The sequence below is a fragment of the Bradyrhizobium aeschynomenes genome, from assembly GCF_013178945.1.
In the GTDB taxonomy this organism is placed as follows: domain Bacteria; phylum Pseudomonadota; class Alphaproteobacteria; order Rhizobiales; family Xanthobacteraceae; genus Bradyrhizobium; species Bradyrhizobium aeschynomenes.
This window is the reverse complement of record NZ_JABFDM010000019.1, coordinates 24,841-40,949: the sequence shown is the minus strand read 5'-3', so window position 1 is coordinate 40,949 and position 16,109 is coordinate 24,841. Positions and strand designations below refer to the sequence as shown.

Below are 16,109 nucleotides of genomic sequence, written 5' to 3'. Positions count from 1 at the left end.
GTCCTTTACCAGATCAGCGGCGCGATCATGCGCGCGACGGCCTCCAGGCCGAGCGTCGCGAACAGCGCGAACAGATACAGGATCGAAAAGGCGAACAGCTTGCGGTTGGCGCGCAGCGACTGGCTGCGCTCGCGCTTGCGGAACACCTCGATGGCCAGCCACAGCATGCCGGCGCCGAGCGCCAGCGAGACGACGCCGTAGACGGCGTCGAAATAGCCGAGCGGCCAGGGAGCCAGCGCGATCCCGACCAGGACGATGGTATAGAGCAGGATCTGCAGCCGCGTCGCGTCGGGGCCGGCGACGACGGGCAGCATGGGCACGCCGGCGCGGGCGTAGTCGTCGCTGCGGAACAGCGCCAGCGCCCAGAAATGCGGCGGGGTCCAGAAGAAGATGATCAGGAACAGCCAGAGCGGCTCCGGCGCGATTCCGCCGGTGGCGGCGACCCAGGCGACGACCGGAGGCAGCGCGCCGGCGGCGCCGCCGATGACGATGTTCTGCGCGGTCCAGCGCTTCAGCCAGAGCGTGTAGATCACGACATAGAAGAAGATGGTGAAGGCGAGCAGCGCGCCGGCGAACCAGTTGACCAGGATGCCGAGCGTCAGCACCGAGAAGAACGACAGGGTGATGCCGAAGGCCAGCGCCTCCTGGCGGGTCACCCGTCCCCGCGGGATCGGCCGGTTGGCGGTGCGCGACATCAGCGAGTCGATATCGCCTTCCAACGCCATGTTCAGCGCGCCCGACGCGCCGGCGCCGACGGCGATGCACAGCAGCGAGGTGACGGCGAGCACGGGGTGGAAATGGCCGGGAGCGATCAGCAGGCCGATCAGCGCCGTGAAGATCACGAGCGACATCACCCGCGGCTTGAGCAGCGCGAGATAGTCGCCGACATCGGCCTCGGAAATCCGCGGGCCGACGGCAATGGCGTTCTGATCAATGACCGACACGACGTATCCAGACTTGAATTCAAAGGGTCCTGAAGCACGGCGCTTCGAGGCTTCGCTTGGCGGATCCGGACGGCGCACCGCGATGCACCGCCCGCAGATGTCGACGCGGCGCCGGAGCGGCGCCGCGTCGTTGATGAGGGATCACTGCACCTTCGGCAGCACCTCGAACTGGTGGAACGGCGGCGGCGACGAAAGCGTCCATTCCAGCGTCGTCGCGCCCGGTCCCCACGGATTGGCGGCCGCCTGCTGCTTGCGCATGAAGGCATCGACCACGCCGTAGATGAAGATCAGGACACCGAAGGCCGAGATGTACGAGCCGAACGAGGAGACCAGGTTCCAGCCGGCATAGGCATCGGGATAGTCGATGTAGCGGCGCGGCATGCCCGACAGGCCGAGGAAGTGCTGCGGGAAGAACACCAGGTTCACGCCGACGAAGGTGACCCAGAAGTGCGCCTTGGCGATCGCCTCCGAGTACATGTAGCCGAACATCTTCGGGAACCAGTAGTACCAGCCGGCGAAGATCGCGAACACGGCGCCGAGCGACAACACGTAGTGGAAGTGCGCGACGACGTAGTAGGTGTCCTGCAGCACGCGGTCGACGCCGGCATTCGCCAGCACGACGCCGGTGACGCCGCCGACCGTGAACAGGAAGATGAAGCCCACGGCCCACAGCATCGGTGCGCGGAACTCGATCGAGCCGCCCCACATCGTGGCGATCCAGGAGAAGATCTTCACGCCGGTCGGCACCGCGATCACCATGGTGGCGGCGACGAAATAGGCCTGCGTCGCCGACGACATGCCGACCGTGTACATGTGGTGCGCCCACACCACGAAGCCGATGCCGCCGATCGCGACCATGGCGTAGGCCATGCCGAGATAGCCGAACACGGGCTTGCGCGAGAAGGTCGACACGATCTGGCTGATCATGCCGAAGCCGGGCAGGATCAGGATGTACACTTCGGGGTGACCGAAGAACCAGAACAGATGCTGGAACAGCAGCGGGTCGCCGCCGCCCTCGGGCGCGAAGAAGGTGGTGCCGAAATTGCGGTCCGTCAGCATCATGGTGATGGCGCCGGCGAGCACAGGCAGCGACAGCAGCAGCAGGAACACCGTCACCAGGATCGACCACACGAACAGCGGCATCTTGTGCAGGGTCATGCCCGGCGCGCGCATGTTGAAGATCGTCGTGATGAAGTTGATCGAGCCGAGGATCGACGACGCACCGGCCAGATGCAGCGACAGGATCGCGAAATCCACCGCCGGCCCCGGATGGCCCGAGGTCGACAGCGGCACATACATCGTCCAGCCGGCGCCGACGCCGTTGGCGCCGGGCTCGCCCTCGACGAAGGTCGAGGTCAGGAGCAGCGCGAAGGAGGCCGGCAGCAGCCAGAACGAGATGTTGTTCATGCGCGGGAACGCCATGTCCGGCGCGCCGATCATCAGCGGCACCATCCAGTTGCCGAAGCCGCCGATCATCGCCGGCATGACCATGAAGAAGATCATGATCAGGCCGTGCGAGGTCACGAACACGTTGTAGGTGTGGTTCTCGTGGAAGAGCTGCACGCCCGGATACATCAGCTCGATGCGGATCGCGACCGACATCGCGAGGCCGATGATGCCGGCGCACACCGCGAAGATCAGGTACATCGTGCCGATGTCTTTGTGGTTGGTCGAATAGACCCAGCGCCGCCATCCGGTCGGATGGTCGTGCGCGTGATCGTCATGGCCGGTATGGGTCGCTACGTTCGTCGCCATTGTCCAATCCTCAGTGTCCCCGTGGACCGCCGAGGCGGCCCTCAATTCTCTCGCGTTGGTCCCCGCGCTACTGCTGCACGCCCGCAGCCGACGCGTAGGTGGTCGTGGGCGCGCTGGCGTACTTCTTCTTGGCGTCCTCGACCCAGGCGGTGAATTCCTGGTCGCTCACGACGCGCACCGCGATCGGCATGTAGGCGTGGTCCTTGCCGCAGAGCTCGGAGCACTGGCCGTAGTACATGCCAACCTTGGTCGCCTTGAACCAGGTCTCGTTGAGACGGCCGGGAATGGCGTCGATCTTGATGCCGAAGGACGGCACGGCGAAGGAGTGGATGACGTCGGCGCCGGTGGTCTGGACGCGAATCACCTTGTTCACCGGCACGACCATCTCGTTGTCGACGGCCAGCAAGCGCGGCTTCTTGTCCTGCGCCATCAGCGAGTCGAACTCGAACTTGCCGTTATCGGGATAGGCGTAGCTCCAATACCACTGCTTGCCGGTGGCCTTGATGGTGAGATCGGCCTTCGGAATGTCGAGCTCGAGGAACAGCAGGCGGAACGACGGCACCGCGATGACGACGAGGATCAGCACCGGGATCAGCGTCCACGCCACTTCGAGCAGCGTGTTGTGCGTGGTGCGCGACGGCACCGGATTGGCGCGCGCATTGAACTTGACCACCACGGCGACCAGCAGCGCCAGCACGAACAGGGTGATGATGGTGATGATCGCCAGCAGCAGCCCGTGGAACCAGGTGATGTTCTCCATCACCGGCGTCGCGGCTTCCTGCAGCTTGTATTCCCATGGCGCCGGCTGCCCCATTTCAGCAAACGCCGATCCACCCGACACCAGCGTCACGCCCGCTACGGCCAACCCCAGCAAGCAGGCGCTCAATTGGCCTTTCGACATCTTCATGCCGTCGCGCTCCCTTCAGAACTTTCCCCCTCAGCACGCCGCGAGATTGACGCCGCGCACCGTTCGATCCGCTCTCCTGACAAATGGCCTTCGGGCGGACGCTTAGAAAAGCACCTGGGCCAGTTCACTGGAATGACGAAATCTTTCTTCTCAAACCATAATTCTTGACCTATCGCAATGCAGTCTTAAGCCGGATATCGCGTGCGGCGCTCTCCGTCGCGGCGCATCGACTTTTCCGAGAAATTGCCGCATGCCGTGGTTTCGCGGACAACGGGCGCTTGACAGGCGTGCGGCGCGATGTAGGCAACGGAATATGGCGGTTTGCGAGGCTGATTCGGCGAGGCGCAGCGGCAGTGCACCTGTGACCCGGCCTTATTTCGCGTCGTTTCGTGCCTTACGCTTGTGACGCTGTCCTCATGACGCCATCATTGCCGTATCATGGCGTCGGATGCGCAGATCACCCACAGGAAATTGTCATGGCACCGACCCGGACCAGGGTTTCAACGGACAGGACAGCTGACATGTCGACCCCAACTGCGAATGACTCGCGCGGTTTGTGCCGATTCAGCGCGGTGCGTGCGCGACTCACGACGAGCGTGGCTGTCATCCGCAGCGTCGCGGCTGCCGTCGCAGTGACGCTGACGGCTGCGATCGGCCTGCCGCAGTCGGCGCTGGCGCAGGGCGCCGTGCGCTCGGTGCATGGCGATTGGCAGATCCGCTGCGATACGCCGCCTGGCGCGCAGGCCGAGCAGTGCGCGCTGATTCAGAGCGTGGTCGCCGAGGACCGCTCCAATGCCGGCCTGACCGTGATCATGCTCAAGACCGCCGACCAGAAGAGTCGGCTGATGCGCGTGGTGGCGCCGCTCGGCGTGCTGCTGCCGTCCGGCCTCGGTCTCAAGCTCGACAACCAGGATGTCGGCCGCGCCGGCTTCGTGCGCTGCCTGCCGAATGGCTGCGTCGCCGAGGTGGTGCTCGAGGACAAGCTGCTCGGCCAGCTCAAGACGGCAAAGACCGCGACCTTCATCATCTTCGAGACCCCGGAGGAAGGCATCGGCTTCCCGCTGAGCCTGAACGGCCTCGCCGACGGATTCGACAAGCTACCCTGACGTCGCAGAGAATTGACAACCGCACCGCGCACGTTGACGTGATCGGCGGTGATCGTGCTGCGTCCCAGACGCTTGCCGCTCAGCCCCGCGCATCCAGCGCCAGCGCCATCACCAGCAGCGTCTTGTCAAAGCCGTCATCGCCGGCCTCGCGCGGCTGCACGGCCTTCAGGAGAAAGCCGGCCTTCTGGTACAGCCTGATCGCATTGGTGTTGCCGCGATAGACCGTGAGCTCGGCGCGCGAGAAGCCGGCGGCCCGTGCGGCCTCCAGCGCCGCGGTCATCAGGCGGCCGCCGATGCCCTGGTGCCGAAACTGCGGCAAAAGGCCCATGCCGAGCACCCCGATCCGGGCATCGATCGGCCCCGATTTCGGCGTCACATCACACCAGCCGACCACCTCACCGGCCGAGAGAGCGACGAATTGCGGATACCCTTCGTGAATGTTGTTCAGAATGAAGGCGCGCGTCGAGTCCAGCGGCGGCGCCTGGACGAAGGACAGGTACCGCCGTTCACGCGCGACGTAATCGAGCGTGCGGTGGAAGCTCTCGATGTGAGCGGCCGTAATGGGAACGATCTCAACCATGTCAGTTCGGTAATCATCCTGCCCCTCGCGCCCCGGCGTCAAAACAACTATCTTGGAATGACCGCTCCGACAACGGATTGACCCATGACCGCTCCCACCACGTCCCTGCTCGAACGCGCCAATCTGGATCGCGATGCGGTCCGAAGCGAGGTCGCGCGTGGCCTTTCCGGCGCCGATGACGGCGAATTGTTCTTCGAGTACAGCCAGACCGAGGCGCTGACCTTCGACAATGGCCGGCTGAAGCAGGCGACCTATGACACCAGCCAGGGATTCGGCCTGCGCGCGGTGAAGGACGATGCGGTGGGCTATGCGCATTCCTCCGACGTCTCGCTGCCGGCATTGATGCGCGCAGCCGATGCCGTCAGCGCCGTGCGCGGCGGCTATTCCGGGACGTTCGCGAGCGCGCCGCCGCACACCAACGTGCGGCTCTATGGCGACGACAATCCGCTCGACGCCCCCGGCTTCGAAAGCAAGGTCAAGCTGCTCGGCGAGATCGACGCCTATCTGCGCGACAAGGATCCGCGCGTGCGCCAGGTGACGGTGTCGCTCGGCGCGACGTGGCAGGTCGTGGAGATCCTGCGGCCCGACGGCGAGAGCTATCGCGACATCCGCCCGCTGGTACGGGTCAACGTCTCCGTGGTCGCCGGCCAGGGCGATCGCCAGGAGAGCGGCAGCAAGGGCTATGGCGGCCGCGAGGCCTATGCGCGCTTCATCGAGACCAAGGCATGGCGCGAGGCGGCCGACGGCGCGTTGCGCGAGGCGCTGGTCAATCTCGAATCCGTCCCCGCGCCCGCCGGCGAGATGGACGTGGTGTTAGGGGCCGGCTGGCCCGGCGTGATGCTGCACGAGGCCGTCGGCCACGGGCTCGAGGGCGACTTCAACCGCAAGAAGACCTCGGCCTTCGCCGGGCTGATGGGCAAGCCGGTGGCCGCCAAGGGTGTCACCGTGGTCGACGACGGCACCATGGCCTCGCGCCGCGGCTCGCTGTCGATCGACGACGAGGGCACGCCGACCAGCCGCACCGTGCTGATCGAGGACGGCATTCTCGTCGGCTACATGCAGGACCGCCAGAACGCGCGGCTGATGAACATGGCGCCGACCGGCAACGGGCGCCGCCAGGGCTATGCGCATGTGCCGATGCCGCGCATGACCAACACCTACATGCTGGCCGGCGAGCGCGATCCGGCCGAGATCATCGCCTCGGTCAAGAACGGCATCTATGCCGTCAATTTCGGCGGCGGCCAGGTCGACATCACCTCGGGCAAGTACGTCTTCCAGTGCACCGAGGCCTACAAGATCGAGAACGGCAAGGTCGGCGCGCCGGTCAAGGGCGCGATGCTGATCGGCAACGGCCCGACCGACCTCAACCGCATCAGCATGATCGGCAACGACCTCGCGCTCGACACTGGCATCGGCACCTGCGGCAAGAACGGCCAGGGCGTGCCGGTCGGCGTGGGACAGCCGACGCTTCGCATGGATCGCATCACGGTGGGAGGCACGGGCCGATGAGCCTCGACAAGATGTCCACGGGCAAGGTCAGCACCAAGGCTCCGCGCAAGGAAACGACGTGGGGCGGGCAGATCGCCCAGCTCGCCGCCGTCGTCGCGGTCGTCTTCCTCGCCAAGGGTGCGATCGCCGAGCCGTTCTACGTCCCCTCGGGCTCGATGGAGCCGACGCTCCTGATCGGCGATGCGTTGCTGGCGTCGAAATTCCCCTATGGCTACGGCACCTCGTCGCTGCCGATGCAGATCACCTTGCCGGAGACGGGACGCCTGTTCGGCGAGACGCCGAAGCGCGGCGACGTCGTCGTATTCCGCTGGCCGGGCGACACCTCGCAGGCCTGGGTCAAGCGCGTGGTCGGCCTGCCCGGCGATCGCATCCAGATGCGCCAGGGCCAGCTCTACATCAACGGCGAGGCCGCTGCGCTCAAGCCGGACGGCATCGGCGATGCGGAGGACGACAGCGGCCGCAACGAGCCGGCCTATCGCTACGTCGAGACGCTGCCGAACGGCGTGTCGCACCTGATCTTCAAGATGCGCGACAATGGCCGCCTGGACAACACGCCGGAAGTGACCGTGCCGCCCGGCAAGCTGTTCGTGCTCGGCGACAACCGGGACAATTCCGCGGACAGCCGCGTCTCGTTGCGCGACGGCGGCGTCGGGATGCTCCCGATCGACAATCTGGTCGGCCGCGCCGACGCGGTGGTCGGCTCATGGGATCTCGGCTTCAAGAACCAGCCGGTCTGGGCGTGGCTGTCTGGCTTCCGGCTCGATCGCTTCTTCACCGCGGTCCGCTGAGCGGACCGCGGCGTGACCTTCGACGATGTCAGGGCACTTGCGCTGGCATGGCCGGAGGTCGAGGACGGAACGTCCTACGGGACGCCGGCGCTGAAGGTGCGCAAGAAGCTGCTGACGCGGCTGAAGGAAGACGGCGACAGCCTCGCGCCGATGTCGAGCCGCTGTTGCAGCGGCAGTGGCCGGCGCTGGCGTCGAGGAAGGCGCGCGCGGCGGTCGATGCCGGCTGAGCGTCTGGCGTTGTTCCCAGAGCCGTACGCGTCGGAGGCGCGTGATCGGGCCGACATTCCCTGCTATCGACGGCCATGACCGAGGATGACTTCGTCACGTCAGCGCTACGCAATCCCGTCAATGCGGCGATCATGGATGTGCTGCGTGCGACTGCGTTGCCGGATGCGTGGCTCGTCTCGGGATGCCTCGTGCAGACGGTCTGGAACGTGCGGACGGGACGTGCGGTCGACCACGGCATTCTGGACTACGATGTGTTCTATTTCGATCCCGACACATCATGGGAGGCGGAGGACGCGGTGATCCGCCGGATGGCCGCCTGTCTCAACGGCATCGATGCCAAGGTCGAAGTCCGCAACCAGGCGCGCGTCCATCTCTGGTATCCGGCCAAGCATGGCCGGCCCTACCCGCCCCTTGCCCGTTCAACCGACGGCATCGACCGCTTTCTCACGGCCAACACGCAGGTCGGGATTCGTCCTGTCGACGGCGGATATGAGGTCTATGCGCCGAGGGGCTTCGACGACATCGATCGGATGATCGTGCGGCCGAACTACACGGCCAATTTCACGGCGGCGAACTACGCAGCGAAGGCGGCACGTTGGAAGGCGCTGTGGCCTGAGATCACGGTCATCGCCGCCGAGGAATGATCCGGCGGGGTCGCAACAGCTCGATCCACGCGTCATTCCGGGGCGCGCGCAGCGCGAGCCCGGAATCCATTTCTCGTCAGTGCGCGCGGCCCGATGGATTCCGGGCTCGTGCCGCTGCGCGGCCCGCCCCGGAATGACAGCGAGTGTGCGGCGCTGCCGGCGTATCCCACTTGCTAGATCGACGTCGTCAGCTCCGTCAGCCACGCCGGCGAGTTCTCGACCAGCCACGCCTCGAGCTGCTTGTCGGCGCCGCTGAGAATCGCAACAGCCACGATCAAAAACGCCGCGCCCATCAGCATCTTGCCGAGCTTGCCTGCCGACAGCAGCCGCGCCCGCAGGCGCATCATGGTGGTGCGCGACAGCAGTCCGAGCACGACCAGCGGCAGGCCGGCGCCGAGCCCGAACGCCAGCATCGTCAGCGTCACGCGGACGAGGTCCCGCCCTTGCGACGCCAGCAGCGACGCCGCTCCGAGAGTCGGCCCGACGCAGGGCGACCAGACCGCACCCAGCAGCAGCCCGATCACGAACTGGCCGCCTGCGCCTGAGGCCGCGAAGCCCTGGGAATGCCGGTCGGCCCAGCGCTGCACCGGGCCGCCGGCGACCGCGAGCTGCGCCTGCCAGGACGGCACCAGCAGGACGAAGCCGATCACCAACATGATCACCGCCGCGACGAGGCGGAACGCACCGGCATCGAGGCCGAGGCCATTGCCTGCAAGCGCGATGAACAGGCCGATGCCGGTAAACGATAATGCGAGACCTGCCGCGAGCGCTAGTGCGCCGCGTGGATGTGCCGCCGCAGCAGCGCCGAGCACGATCGGCACCAGCGGCAGCACGCAGGGCGACAGGACCGAGAGCAGGCCGGCCACGAAGGCCAGCGCCAGCGCGATCATGGCGCGTTACAGGCTCTTGTCGAGCAGCGCCGCGATCGATGCTTCCTTGGTGTCACCGACGGAGCGGCCGGCCTCGGTCGCGCCCTTGAAGACGATCAGGGTCGACTGCATCTGCGCGCCGAACCCCTTCACGACCGGCTTCTGGTCGTCGAAATCGACGCGGAAGATCTTGAGATCCTTGAATTTCGGCGCGGCCGCGAGCTTGTCGATGATCGGCTTCTGCGCCTTGCAGGTCGGACACCAGCCGGCATGGATCTCGATCAGGATCGGCTGGCCGGCGGTCTGCGCCGCCTTGAACGCCGCATCCGAATAGGGCGTGGCATCGACGGCAAATGCCGTCCCGAGCCCTGCGACGGCGAAAGTGGCCGCAACGACTGCGGTGGCGAAGAACCTGCGCGAAAACGTCATGGCAAACCCCGATCTCGGTGTTGCGACAGGCAGCCGGCGGCGAGAGCCGCGATGCCGTCGATCAATTCGAGCCGGAGAGATGAAATGTTACGCGACCGCAGCCAAAAATTCTTCTGGCGCCTCGGACGGCAAGGCGTCAGCGGACGACACCCGACGTGAAACCCGCCCGCCGGCGCGGCGGCTTGATTTCCTTCTTCAGGAAGCAGTGCGCCTCCTTGCCGGCGTAGCCGGGCCGCGCAAACGTCCAGGCGCGGCATTTGTTGTCACCGGTGCAAGCGGCCTTGCAGATGTCTTCGGCGTCGGAAGCCTTTTCTTCCTTCTTGTCGACCGCCTTGTCGCCGCTGCTCTTGTCGCCCTTGTCGGCAGCCTTCTCGGCCTTGTCGCCACTCTTCAGATCCGTGGTCTTGATGTCGAAGCTGCGATAGTCGCCGCCGGGACGATCGATCGAGGTTTCGACGGCGTCGTTGCGGATCTCGACGACGCCAGCGCCGCGCACGCCGGACACGCAGCAATTGTCGGGCACCCGCGCCGGCACGCTGTTCTTCAACCAGCACACCGCGCCCGCTTCCATCACGGTCGGATAGTTGAAGCTCCAGGCGCGGCAGCGGCGGTCGTGCTCGCACAGCAGCGCACAATCGGCCGGGTCGCCCGAGGCGATCGGCGCGCTCATGTAGTCGCCACCCGGGCGATCGGAATAGGTCTGGGCATGGGCGGGCGGCAGGCGCAGAGCCGCGAGCAGGCACGCCAATGCCCACAGCCAAGCCCCGATGAAGCGCCCCGCGCGCCGCCGCTGAAACATCAGACCCATTGTAAACGTTCGAGTTTTCTTCAGTGTTCTTGAGCGGTCATTTGATCGCCACGAACCTGTATGGCGGATGAACGGTTCGGACCAGCCGACATGACTGGAGGCAAAGCGGCGGCACGCAGGCGCCAAACCGGCCCCGCAGACATGAATCGCAACAAAAAACAGGAGCCGCCGGCTCCTTCACATGGAACAGGCGATGCGCCGAACCTGCGACGAGCGCAGGCTCAGCCGCGGTCAGAACGCATATTCGTCATAGGCCGGCTCGACCGAGCCGTGCCAGGCGCCGTTGAACTTCTCCAGCATCTCCTCTGCCGGCGAGCGGCCGCAATCGACGATGTGGTCGAGCGGCTCGAGATAGCGGCTCTCGTCCCGGCCGGTCTGGTCGACGCGATTGCGCCGGCGCAGGCCGTGATGGGCGAGGGTCAGGCATTCCTTGGCGACCTCGAACACGTAGCGATTACGGATACGCGCCTTGAAGCCGAGGCGCGGAACGTCGTCGCGCAGGCTCTGCCGCTCGAACGCGGTCCAGTTCTTGACCAGCTCCCAGGCGGCGTCGAGGCTGGCATCGTCATAGAGCAGGCCGACCCAGAACGCCGGCAGTGCCGGCAGCCGGCCCCACGGCACGCCATCGGCGCCGCGCATTTCGAGATAGCGCTTCAGCCGTACCTCCGGGAAGATCGTCGAGAGATGATTGGCCCAGTCCGACAGTGTCGGCCGCTCACCCGGCATGGCCGGATTCTTGCCCTCGAAGAAGGCGCGGAACGAGGTGCCGGAGACGTCGATATAGCTCTCCTCGCGCTTGACGAAGTACATGGGCACGTCGAGCGCGTAGTCGACCCAGCGCTCGAAACCCATGCCGTCCTCGAACGCCCAGGGGATCATGCCCGCGCGCTGGTTGTCGGTGTCGCGCCAGATCTCGGAGCGAAACGAGAGGAAGCCGTTCGGCTTGCCTTCGGTGAACGGCGAATTGGCGAACAAGGCGGTCGCGATCGGCTGCAGCGCCACCGACACCCTGAGCTTCTTGACCATGTCGGCTTCGGAGGAGAAGTCGAGATTGGTCTGCACCGTGCAGGTCCGGTACATCATGTCCAACCCGTAGCGGCCGACCTTCGGCATGTAGTTGGTCATGATCTTGTAGCGGCCCTTGGGCATCACCGGGATTTCGGCGCGCGTCCAGGACGGTGTCATGCCGAGCCCGAGGAAGCCGATGCCGAGCGGGGCCGCGATCTCCCGTACCTGCGCCAGGTGCGCCATCAGCTCGGAATGCGTCTGGTGAACGGTCTCGACCGGCGCACCGGACAATTCGAACTGGCCGCCGGGCTCGAGCGAGATCGCGCCGCCGCCGGTCACGTCATAGAGCCCGATGATGTTGCCGCGCTCCATGATCGGTTCCCAGCCGAGCAGGAGCTTCATGCCCTCGAGCAGCGCCCCGATGCCGCGCGCACCCTCGTAAGGCACGGGGCGATGGCCCTCGAGCGTGAACGGCGTCTTCTCGTGCTCGGTGCCGATGCGGAACGCAGACGGCGGCTTCACGCCGGCCTCGAGCCACGCCACGAGTTCGTCGCGCGACTGCAGCGGGGTCATATCGATCTGGTCACGCGCCATGGGAGTCTCGGTTCAGAAGCGCTTCGAGGGTCGCGCGTGGTGACAGGAAGGGCCGCGGACCCCTGGGGACCGCGGATGTGAATGAGATCGGATGGCTCATCGGGGTGACGCGCCTTCTGCGGCAGAGAGTTGCGCGGCCTGACCGCAGGAGCAGCCCAACCGGTCGAGCAGCGTGCACAGCTTGGCGGCGTCGGCATCCGACAGCTTGGAACCGACGTGCTTCTCGATCGCGGCCGAATAGGCCGACCACATCCGCTTCTGCAGATCGCGGCCAGCCTCGGTGATCTCAACGAACTGGCCGCGCTTGTCCATCTTGCACTCGCGCCTGACCACCAGACCTTCGTCGACCAGACGGTCGATCAGGCGCGAGGTCGAATATTGCGGAATCAGCATCTGCCGCTCGAGCTCCACCGGGCGCAACTCGCCCGAGGGGGCGCGGGACAGCTCGAGGAGCGCATCATACCAGGCGAGTGGCGGGAAACCGGCCTTCTTCAGCTCCTGCTCGACACAGTCGAGCACCCGGCTCTGGACCCGCATCAGGCGGATCCAGGCGGCGGTCGCCTCGGTCGATGGTTTGCGTTTCATGGGCCGGCTCGTATCCTCTGGGTCCCGTTCTAGCGCATTCGATGCAGCTGCATCAATCTTGACGATTGGATGCAAATGCATTTAGGGGCGGCGTGTCACGTCCGGTTCCACCAAAAACAACGGTCTCACGGAGGGAATACAAGATGAAGCTTTATTATTCACCCGGCGCCTGCTCGCTCTCGCCCCATATCGCCCTGCTCGAGGCCGGCCTGCCCTACGACCTCGTGAAGGTCGATCTGCGCGCCAAGACCCTGGAAAATGGCGACGATTATCTCAAGATCAATCCGAAGGGCCAGGTGCCGGCTTTGGGGCTGCCGAGCGGCGAAATCGTGACCGAGGGACCGGTCATCGTCCAGATGATCGCCGACCAGGCGAGGGACAAGGGCCTGGCGCCGGCCCGCGACAGCGGCGAGCGCTACAAGCTCCTGGAGTGGCTGAACTTCATCACCTCGGAGCTGCACAAGAATTTCGGTCCGATGTTCTCGCCGGTGCTAGCCGACGACGCCAAGGCGTTCTTCAAGGACCGGGTGATGGGCAAGTTCAAATATATCGACAGCCAGCTCGCCGGCCGCGACTACCTGATGGGCAGCCAGTTCACCGTCGCCGACGGCTACCTGTTCACGATCCTGACCTGGGCGGAGCGGATGAAGTTCGATCTGTCGGGGATGCCGAACCTGGTGGCCTACAAGACCCGCGTCGCCGCGCGTCCGAAGGTGCAGGAGGCGCTGACGAAGGAAGGGCTGATGAAGGCGGGGTGAGCAAAAGCTCGCCGACTTTCGAGACGGCGAGGTTCGCAGCCTCAAACAACAGTGTCATCCCCGCGAACGCGGGGATCCATAACCACAGGGAGCGGTCGTGACGCGAGATGCTCGTGACAGCTAGCCTCGCCCCAAACATCTGCTGCGGCGTATGGGTCCCGGGTCGGCGCCCGGCAACGCTATCGCGTTGCCGGGCTTGCCCGGGACGACAGCAGGGCTAAGCCGCCGCCTTCTTCGGCGGGAAGCGGCCGTAGAAGGTTTCGCCCTTGGCGGCCATCTCCTCCAGCAGCTTCGGCGGGGCGAAGCGGGAGCCGTATTTCGCCGTGTATTTGTGGCACAGCTCGACGAACTTTTTCGTCCCCATGAAGTCGATGTAGGACAGCGTGCCGCCGGTGAACGGGGCGAAGCCGAAGCCGAGGATCGAGCCGACATCGGCCTCGCGCACGTCGGTGATGACGTGGTCCTCGACGGTGCGCGCGGCTTCCACCGCTTGCACCACCAGGAAGCGCTGTTTCAGCTCCTCGACATCGAGCGTATCGGGATCGAGATGCTTCGGCTGCAGCTTGGCGAGATCGGGCCACAGGCTCTTCTGGCCCTTGCCCTTCTCGGGATAGTCGTAGAAGCCCTTGGCGTTCTTGCGGCCGAAGCGGCCCTGCTTCTCGACCAGCTCGACCATCAGCTTCTTGTGGTCCTGGTTGATGGCGTTGGCGCCGAGATCATGCTCGGTCGCCTTCATGATCTTGAGGCCGAGATCGAGCGCGACTTCGTCCGACAGTGACAGCGGGCCGACCGGCATGCCGGCCATCTTGGCGGCGTTCTCGATCATCGCCGGCGGCACGCCTTCGAGGAACATCTCGTTGCCCTCGGCGATGTAGCGCATCACGCAACGGTTGGCGAAGAAGCCGCGGGAGTCGTTGACCACGATCGGCGTCTTGCCGATGGTGCGGACATAGTCCAGCGCCGTCGCCAGCGCGACGTCGCCGGTGGCCTTGCCCATGATGATCTCGACCAGCATCATCTTCTCGACCGGCGAGAAGAAGTGGATGCCGATGAAGCGGCCCTGGTCCTTGAACTCCTCGGCCAGCGAGGTGATCGGCAGGGTCGAGGTGTTGGAGGCGAAGATCGCGCCGTCCTTCAGATGCTGCTGCGCCTTGGCATAGGTCTCGGCCTTGACCTTGCGGTCCTCGAACACGGCCTCGATCACGAGGTCGCAATCCTTGAGGACGGCGTAGTCGGCCGTCGCGGTGATGCGGCCCATGATCGCCTCGGCCTCGCCCGGCTTGGCGCGGCCCTTCTTGACCAGGCCGTCGATCACGCTCTGCGCATGCGCGCGGCCCTTGTCGGCGCTCTCCTGGTCGCGGTCGATCAGCACCACCTCGAGGCCGCCACGCGCCGAGACGTAGCCGACGGAAGCGCCCATGAAGCCGGCGCCGATGACGGCGATCTTCTTGATCTTGGTCGCCGGCACGTCGGCCGGGCGGCGCGCGCCCTTGTTCAATTCCTGCATCGACAGGAACAGGCTGCGGATCATCGCGGCCGCTTCCTTCGAGCGCAGGATCTTGGTGAAGTAGCGCGATTCGACGCGCAGCGCGGCGTCGATCGGCAACTGCAGGCCCTCATACACGCAGCTCATGATGGCGCGGGCGGCCGGATAGTTGTCGTAGGTCTCGCGGCGATAGATGGCGTTGCCCGCCGGGAACATCATCATGCCGTTCTTGGAGAACACCGGGCCGCCGGGCAGCTTGAAGCCCTTCTCGTCCCACGGCTGCACGGCCTTGCCGCCGCCCTTGATCCAGTCCTTCGCGGCCTTGATGAGGTCCGCGGCCGGCACGATCGCATCGACCAGCTTGAGCGCCTTGGCCTTGTCGAGCGTGAGCGCCTCGCCCTTCAGGAGCAGGTTCATCGCGTCCTGCGGCTGCACGATGCGCGGCACGCGCTGGGTGCCGCCGGCGCCGGGAAACAGGCCGACCTTGATCTCGGGCAGGCCGAGCCGCGTCTTCGGGTTCTCGGCCGCGACACGGTAGTGGCACGACAGGGTGATCTCGAAGCCGCCGCCGAGCGCGAGACCGTTGATCGCGGCGACCCACGGCTTGCCCGAGGTCTCCATCGACCGATTGATCTGCGAGAAGCGCCGGCTGGTGTCGAACAGCATCTGGTTGGCGGCTTCCTCGCCCTTGCTCTTCAGCACATCCGCATAAATGCGGTTCATGCCCTCGAGCATCGACAGATCGGCGCCGGCGCAGAACGCCTCCTTGGCCGAGGTGATGACGACACCCTTGATCGCGGCGTCAGCGGTGGTCTCCTTGACGAGCGCCTCGAGCTCGTTGGTCGAGGTCTCGTCGAGCACGTTCATCGAACGGCCGGGAATGTCCCAGGTGATCAGCGCAATGCCATCGGCATCGGTTTCGAGTTTGAAGTTCTTGAAGGCCATGTGGTGCTCCCTCGTGCCTGCAGCCGGTCGGCGCGGCGAAATTCTGCGATCTGTGGTTCTGCCGTCATTCCGGGGCAAGGCCGAAGGCCTTGAACCCGGAATCTCGACATTGGCTTGCTCTTTCCCTCACCTCGAGATTCCGGGTTCGATGCTGCGCATCGCCCCG

Annotated in this window: 16 protein-coding genes; 6 read left to right on the top strand and 10 right to left on the bottom strand. The window is 65.6% G+C overall.

Features of this window, described 5'->3' with window-relative positions; all coding sequences use genetic code 11:
• Window positions 1–5: 5 nt before the first annotated feature.
• From HL666_RS32445 to coxB, 3 genes are all read right to left on the bottom strand, one after another.
• Window positions 6–944 (bottom strand): heme o synthase, encoded by a 939-nt coding sequence (locus HL666_RS32445; RefSeq protein ID WP_172185608.1) that lies wholly within the window; start codon window positions 942–944, stop codon window positions 6–8.
• Window positions 945–1,085: 141 nt separating this feature from the next.
• Window positions 1,086–2,699, bottom strand: coding sequence for a cytochrome c oxidase subunit I (gene ctaD, locus HL666_RS32440; protein WP_172110247.1), 1,614 nt, complete (start codon window positions 2,697–2,699; stop codon window positions 1,086–1,088).
• Between the two features lie 67 nt (window positions 2,700–2,766).
• The gene (coxB, locus tag HL666_RS32435; RefSeq protein ID WP_172110248.1) at window positions 2,767–3,606 is read right to left on the bottom strand and encodes a cytochrome c oxidase subunit II; all 840 of its coding nucleotides are present in this window, start codon (window positions 3,604–3,606) and stop codon (window positions 2,767–2,769) included.
• 476 nt (window positions 3,607–4,082) lie between these two features.
• Here coxB and HL666_RS32430 point away from each other — a divergent pair, with 476 nt between their 5' ends.
• The gene (locus HL666_RS32430; protein WP_172110249.1) at window positions 4,083–4,712 is read left to right on the top strand and encodes an invasion associated locus B family protein; all 630 of its coding nucleotides are present in this window, start codon (window positions 4,083–4,085) and stop codon (window positions 4,710–4,712) included.
• A gap of 79 nt (window positions 4,713–4,791) precedes the next feature.
• Here HL666_RS32430 and HL666_RS32425 read toward each other — a convergent pair whose 3' ends face one another.
• Window positions 4,792–5,292 carry a GNAT family N-acetyltransferase gene (locus tag HL666_RS32425; RefSeq protein ID WP_172110250.1) on the bottom strand — a complete coding sequence of 167 codons (501 nt, stop codon included), beginning with the start codon at window positions 5,290–5,292 and terminating at the stop codon, window positions 4,792–4,794.
• 84 nt (window positions 5,293–5,376) lie between these two features.
• Here HL666_RS32425 and tldD point away from each other — a divergent pair, with 84 nt between their 5' ends.
• From tldD to HL666_RS32405, 4 genes are read left to right on the top strand one after another with little or no spacing between them, the layout of a single operon-like run.
• A complete protein-coding gene (tldD, locus tag HL666_RS32420; protein ID WP_172110251.1) occupies window positions 5,377–6,801 on the top strand; it encodes a metalloprotease TldD in 1,425 nt (474 codons plus the stop codon).
• Complete coding sequence (gene lepB, locus HL666_RS32415; RefSeq protein ID WP_172110252.1) at window positions 6,798–7,589, top strand: signal peptidase I; 792 nt, start codon at window positions 6,798–6,800, stop codon at window positions 7,587–7,589. Before tldD ends, lepB begins: the two co-directional genes overlap by 4 nt.
• 12 nt (window positions 7,590–7,601) lie before the next feature.
• A complete protein-coding gene (locus HL666_RS32410; protein WP_376698644.1) occupies window positions 7,602–7,895 on the top strand; it encodes a hypothetical protein in 294 nt (97 codons plus the stop codon).
• Entirely contained in the window at window positions 7,892–8,461 is a 570-nt protein-coding gene (locus HL666_RS32405; protein ID WP_172185606.1) for a nucleotidyltransferase family protein, read from the top strand. The genes HL666_RS32410 and HL666_RS32405 overlap by 4 nt, the downstream gene beginning before the upstream one ends.
• Before the next feature lie 173 nt (window positions 8,462–8,634).
• Here HL666_RS32405 and HL666_RS32400 read toward each other — a convergent pair whose 3' ends face one another.
• From HL666_RS32400 to HL666_RS32380, 5 genes are all read right to left on the bottom strand, one after another.
• The gene (locus HL666_RS32400; protein ID WP_172185604.1) at window positions 8,635–9,351 is read right to left on the bottom strand and encodes a cytochrome c biogenesis CcdA family protein; all 717 of its coding nucleotides are present in this window, start codon (window positions 9,349–9,351) and stop codon (window positions 8,635–8,637) included.
• A gap of 6 nt (window positions 9,352–9,357) precedes the next feature.
• Complete coding sequence (locus tag HL666_RS32395; RefSeq protein WP_172185602.1) at window positions 9,358–9,759, bottom strand: thioredoxin family protein; 402 nt, start codon at window positions 9,757–9,759, stop codon at window positions 9,358–9,360.
• Between the two features lie 136 nt (window positions 9,760–9,895).
• Window positions 9,896–10,558, bottom strand: a complete 663-nt coding sequence (locus HL666_RS32390) for a PAN domain-containing protein (RefSeq protein ID WP_172185656.1) — start codon at window positions 10,556–10,558, stop codon at window positions 9,896–9,898.
• Between the two features lie 240 nt (window positions 10,559–10,798).
• Window positions 10,799–12,169, bottom strand: a complete 1,371-nt coding sequence (locus HL666_RS32385) for a glutamate--cysteine ligase (protein ID WP_172110257.1) — start codon at window positions 12,167–12,169, stop codon at window positions 10,799–10,801.
• A 96-nt stretch (window positions 12,170–12,265) separates the two neighbouring features.
• Window positions 12,266–12,754, bottom strand: coding sequence for a MarR family winged helix-turn-helix transcriptional regulator (locus tag HL666_RS32380; protein WP_172110258.1), 489 nt, complete (start codon window positions 12,752–12,754; stop codon window positions 12,266–12,268).
• A gap of 143 nt (window positions 12,755–12,897) precedes the next feature.
• On the opposite strand from HL666_RS32380, the gene gstA reads away from it, so the two are divergent.
• Window positions 12,898–13,512: a glutathione transferase GstA gene (gene gstA, locus HL666_RS32375; RefSeq protein ID WP_172110259.1), complete on the top strand. Its 615-nt coding sequence runs from the start codon at window positions 12,898–12,900 to the stop codon at window positions 13,510–13,512.
• Window positions 13,513–13,729: 217 nt separating this feature from the next.
• Here gstA and HL666_RS32370 read toward each other — a convergent pair whose 3' ends face one another.
• On the bottom strand, window positions 13,730–15,943 hold the full coding sequence (locus HL666_RS32370; RefSeq protein WP_172133823.1) for a 3-hydroxyacyl-CoA dehydrogenase NAD-binding domain-containing protein: 2,214 nt from the start codon (window positions 15,941–15,943) through the stop codon (window positions 13,730–13,732).
• Window positions 15,944–16,109: the final 166 nt, after the last annotated feature.

Bases quoted from the DNA above. Each gene is read 5' to 3' on its own strand.
- ctaD (WP_172110247.1), bottom strand. From the start codon at position 2,699: ATGGCGACGAACGTAGCGACCCATACCGGCCATGACGATCACGCGCAC.
- coxB (WP_172110248.1), bottom strand. From the start codon at position 3,606: ATGAAGATGTCGAAAGGCCAATTGAGCGCCTGCTTGCTGGGGTTGGCC.
- HL666_RS32430 (WP_172110249.1), top strand. From the start codon at position 4,083: ATGGCACCGACCCGGACCAGGGTTTCAACGGACAGGACAGCTGACATG.
- HL666_RS32425 (WP_172110250.1), bottom strand. From the start codon at position 5,292: ATGGTTGAGATCGTTCCCATTACGGCCGCTCACATCGAGAGCTTCCAC.
- tldD (WP_172110251.1), top strand. From the start codon at position 5,377: ATGACCGCTCCCACCACGTCCCTGCTCGAACGCGCCAATCTGGATCGC.
- lepB (WP_172110252.1), top strand. From the start codon at position 6,798: ATGAGCCTCGACAAGATGTCCACGGGCAAGGTCAGCACCAAGGCTCCG.
- HL666_RS32405 (WP_172185606.1), top strand. From the start codon at position 7,892: ATGACCGAGGATGACTTCGTCACGTCAGCGCTACGCAATCCCGTCAAT.
- HL666_RS32400 (WP_172185604.1), bottom strand. From the start codon at position 9,351: ATGATCGCGCTGGCGCTGGCCTTCGTGGCCGGCCTGCTCTCGGTCCTG.
- HL666_RS32395 (WP_172185602.1), bottom strand. From the start codon at position 9,759: ATGACGTTTTCGCGCAGGTTCTTCGCCACCGCAGTCGTTGCGGCCACT.
- HL666_RS32390 (WP_172185656.1), bottom strand. From the start codon at position 10,558: ATGTTTCAGCGGCGGCGCGCGGGGCGCTTCATCGGGGCTTGGCTGTGG.
- HL666_RS32385 (WP_172110257.1), bottom strand. From the start codon at position 12,169: ATGGCGCGTGACCAGATCGATATGACCCCGCTGCAGTCGCGCGACGAA.
- HL666_RS32380 (WP_172110258.1), bottom strand. From the start codon at position 12,754: ATGAAACGCAAACCATCGACCGAGGCGACCGCCGCCTGGATCCGCCTG.
- gstA (WP_172110259.1), top strand. From the start codon at position 12,898: ATGAAGCTTTATTATTCACCCGGCGCCTGCTCGCTCTCGCCCCATATC.
- HL666_RS32370 (WP_172133823.1), bottom strand. From the start codon at position 15,943: ATGGCCTTCAAGAACTTCAAACTCGAAACCGATGCCGATGGCATTGCG.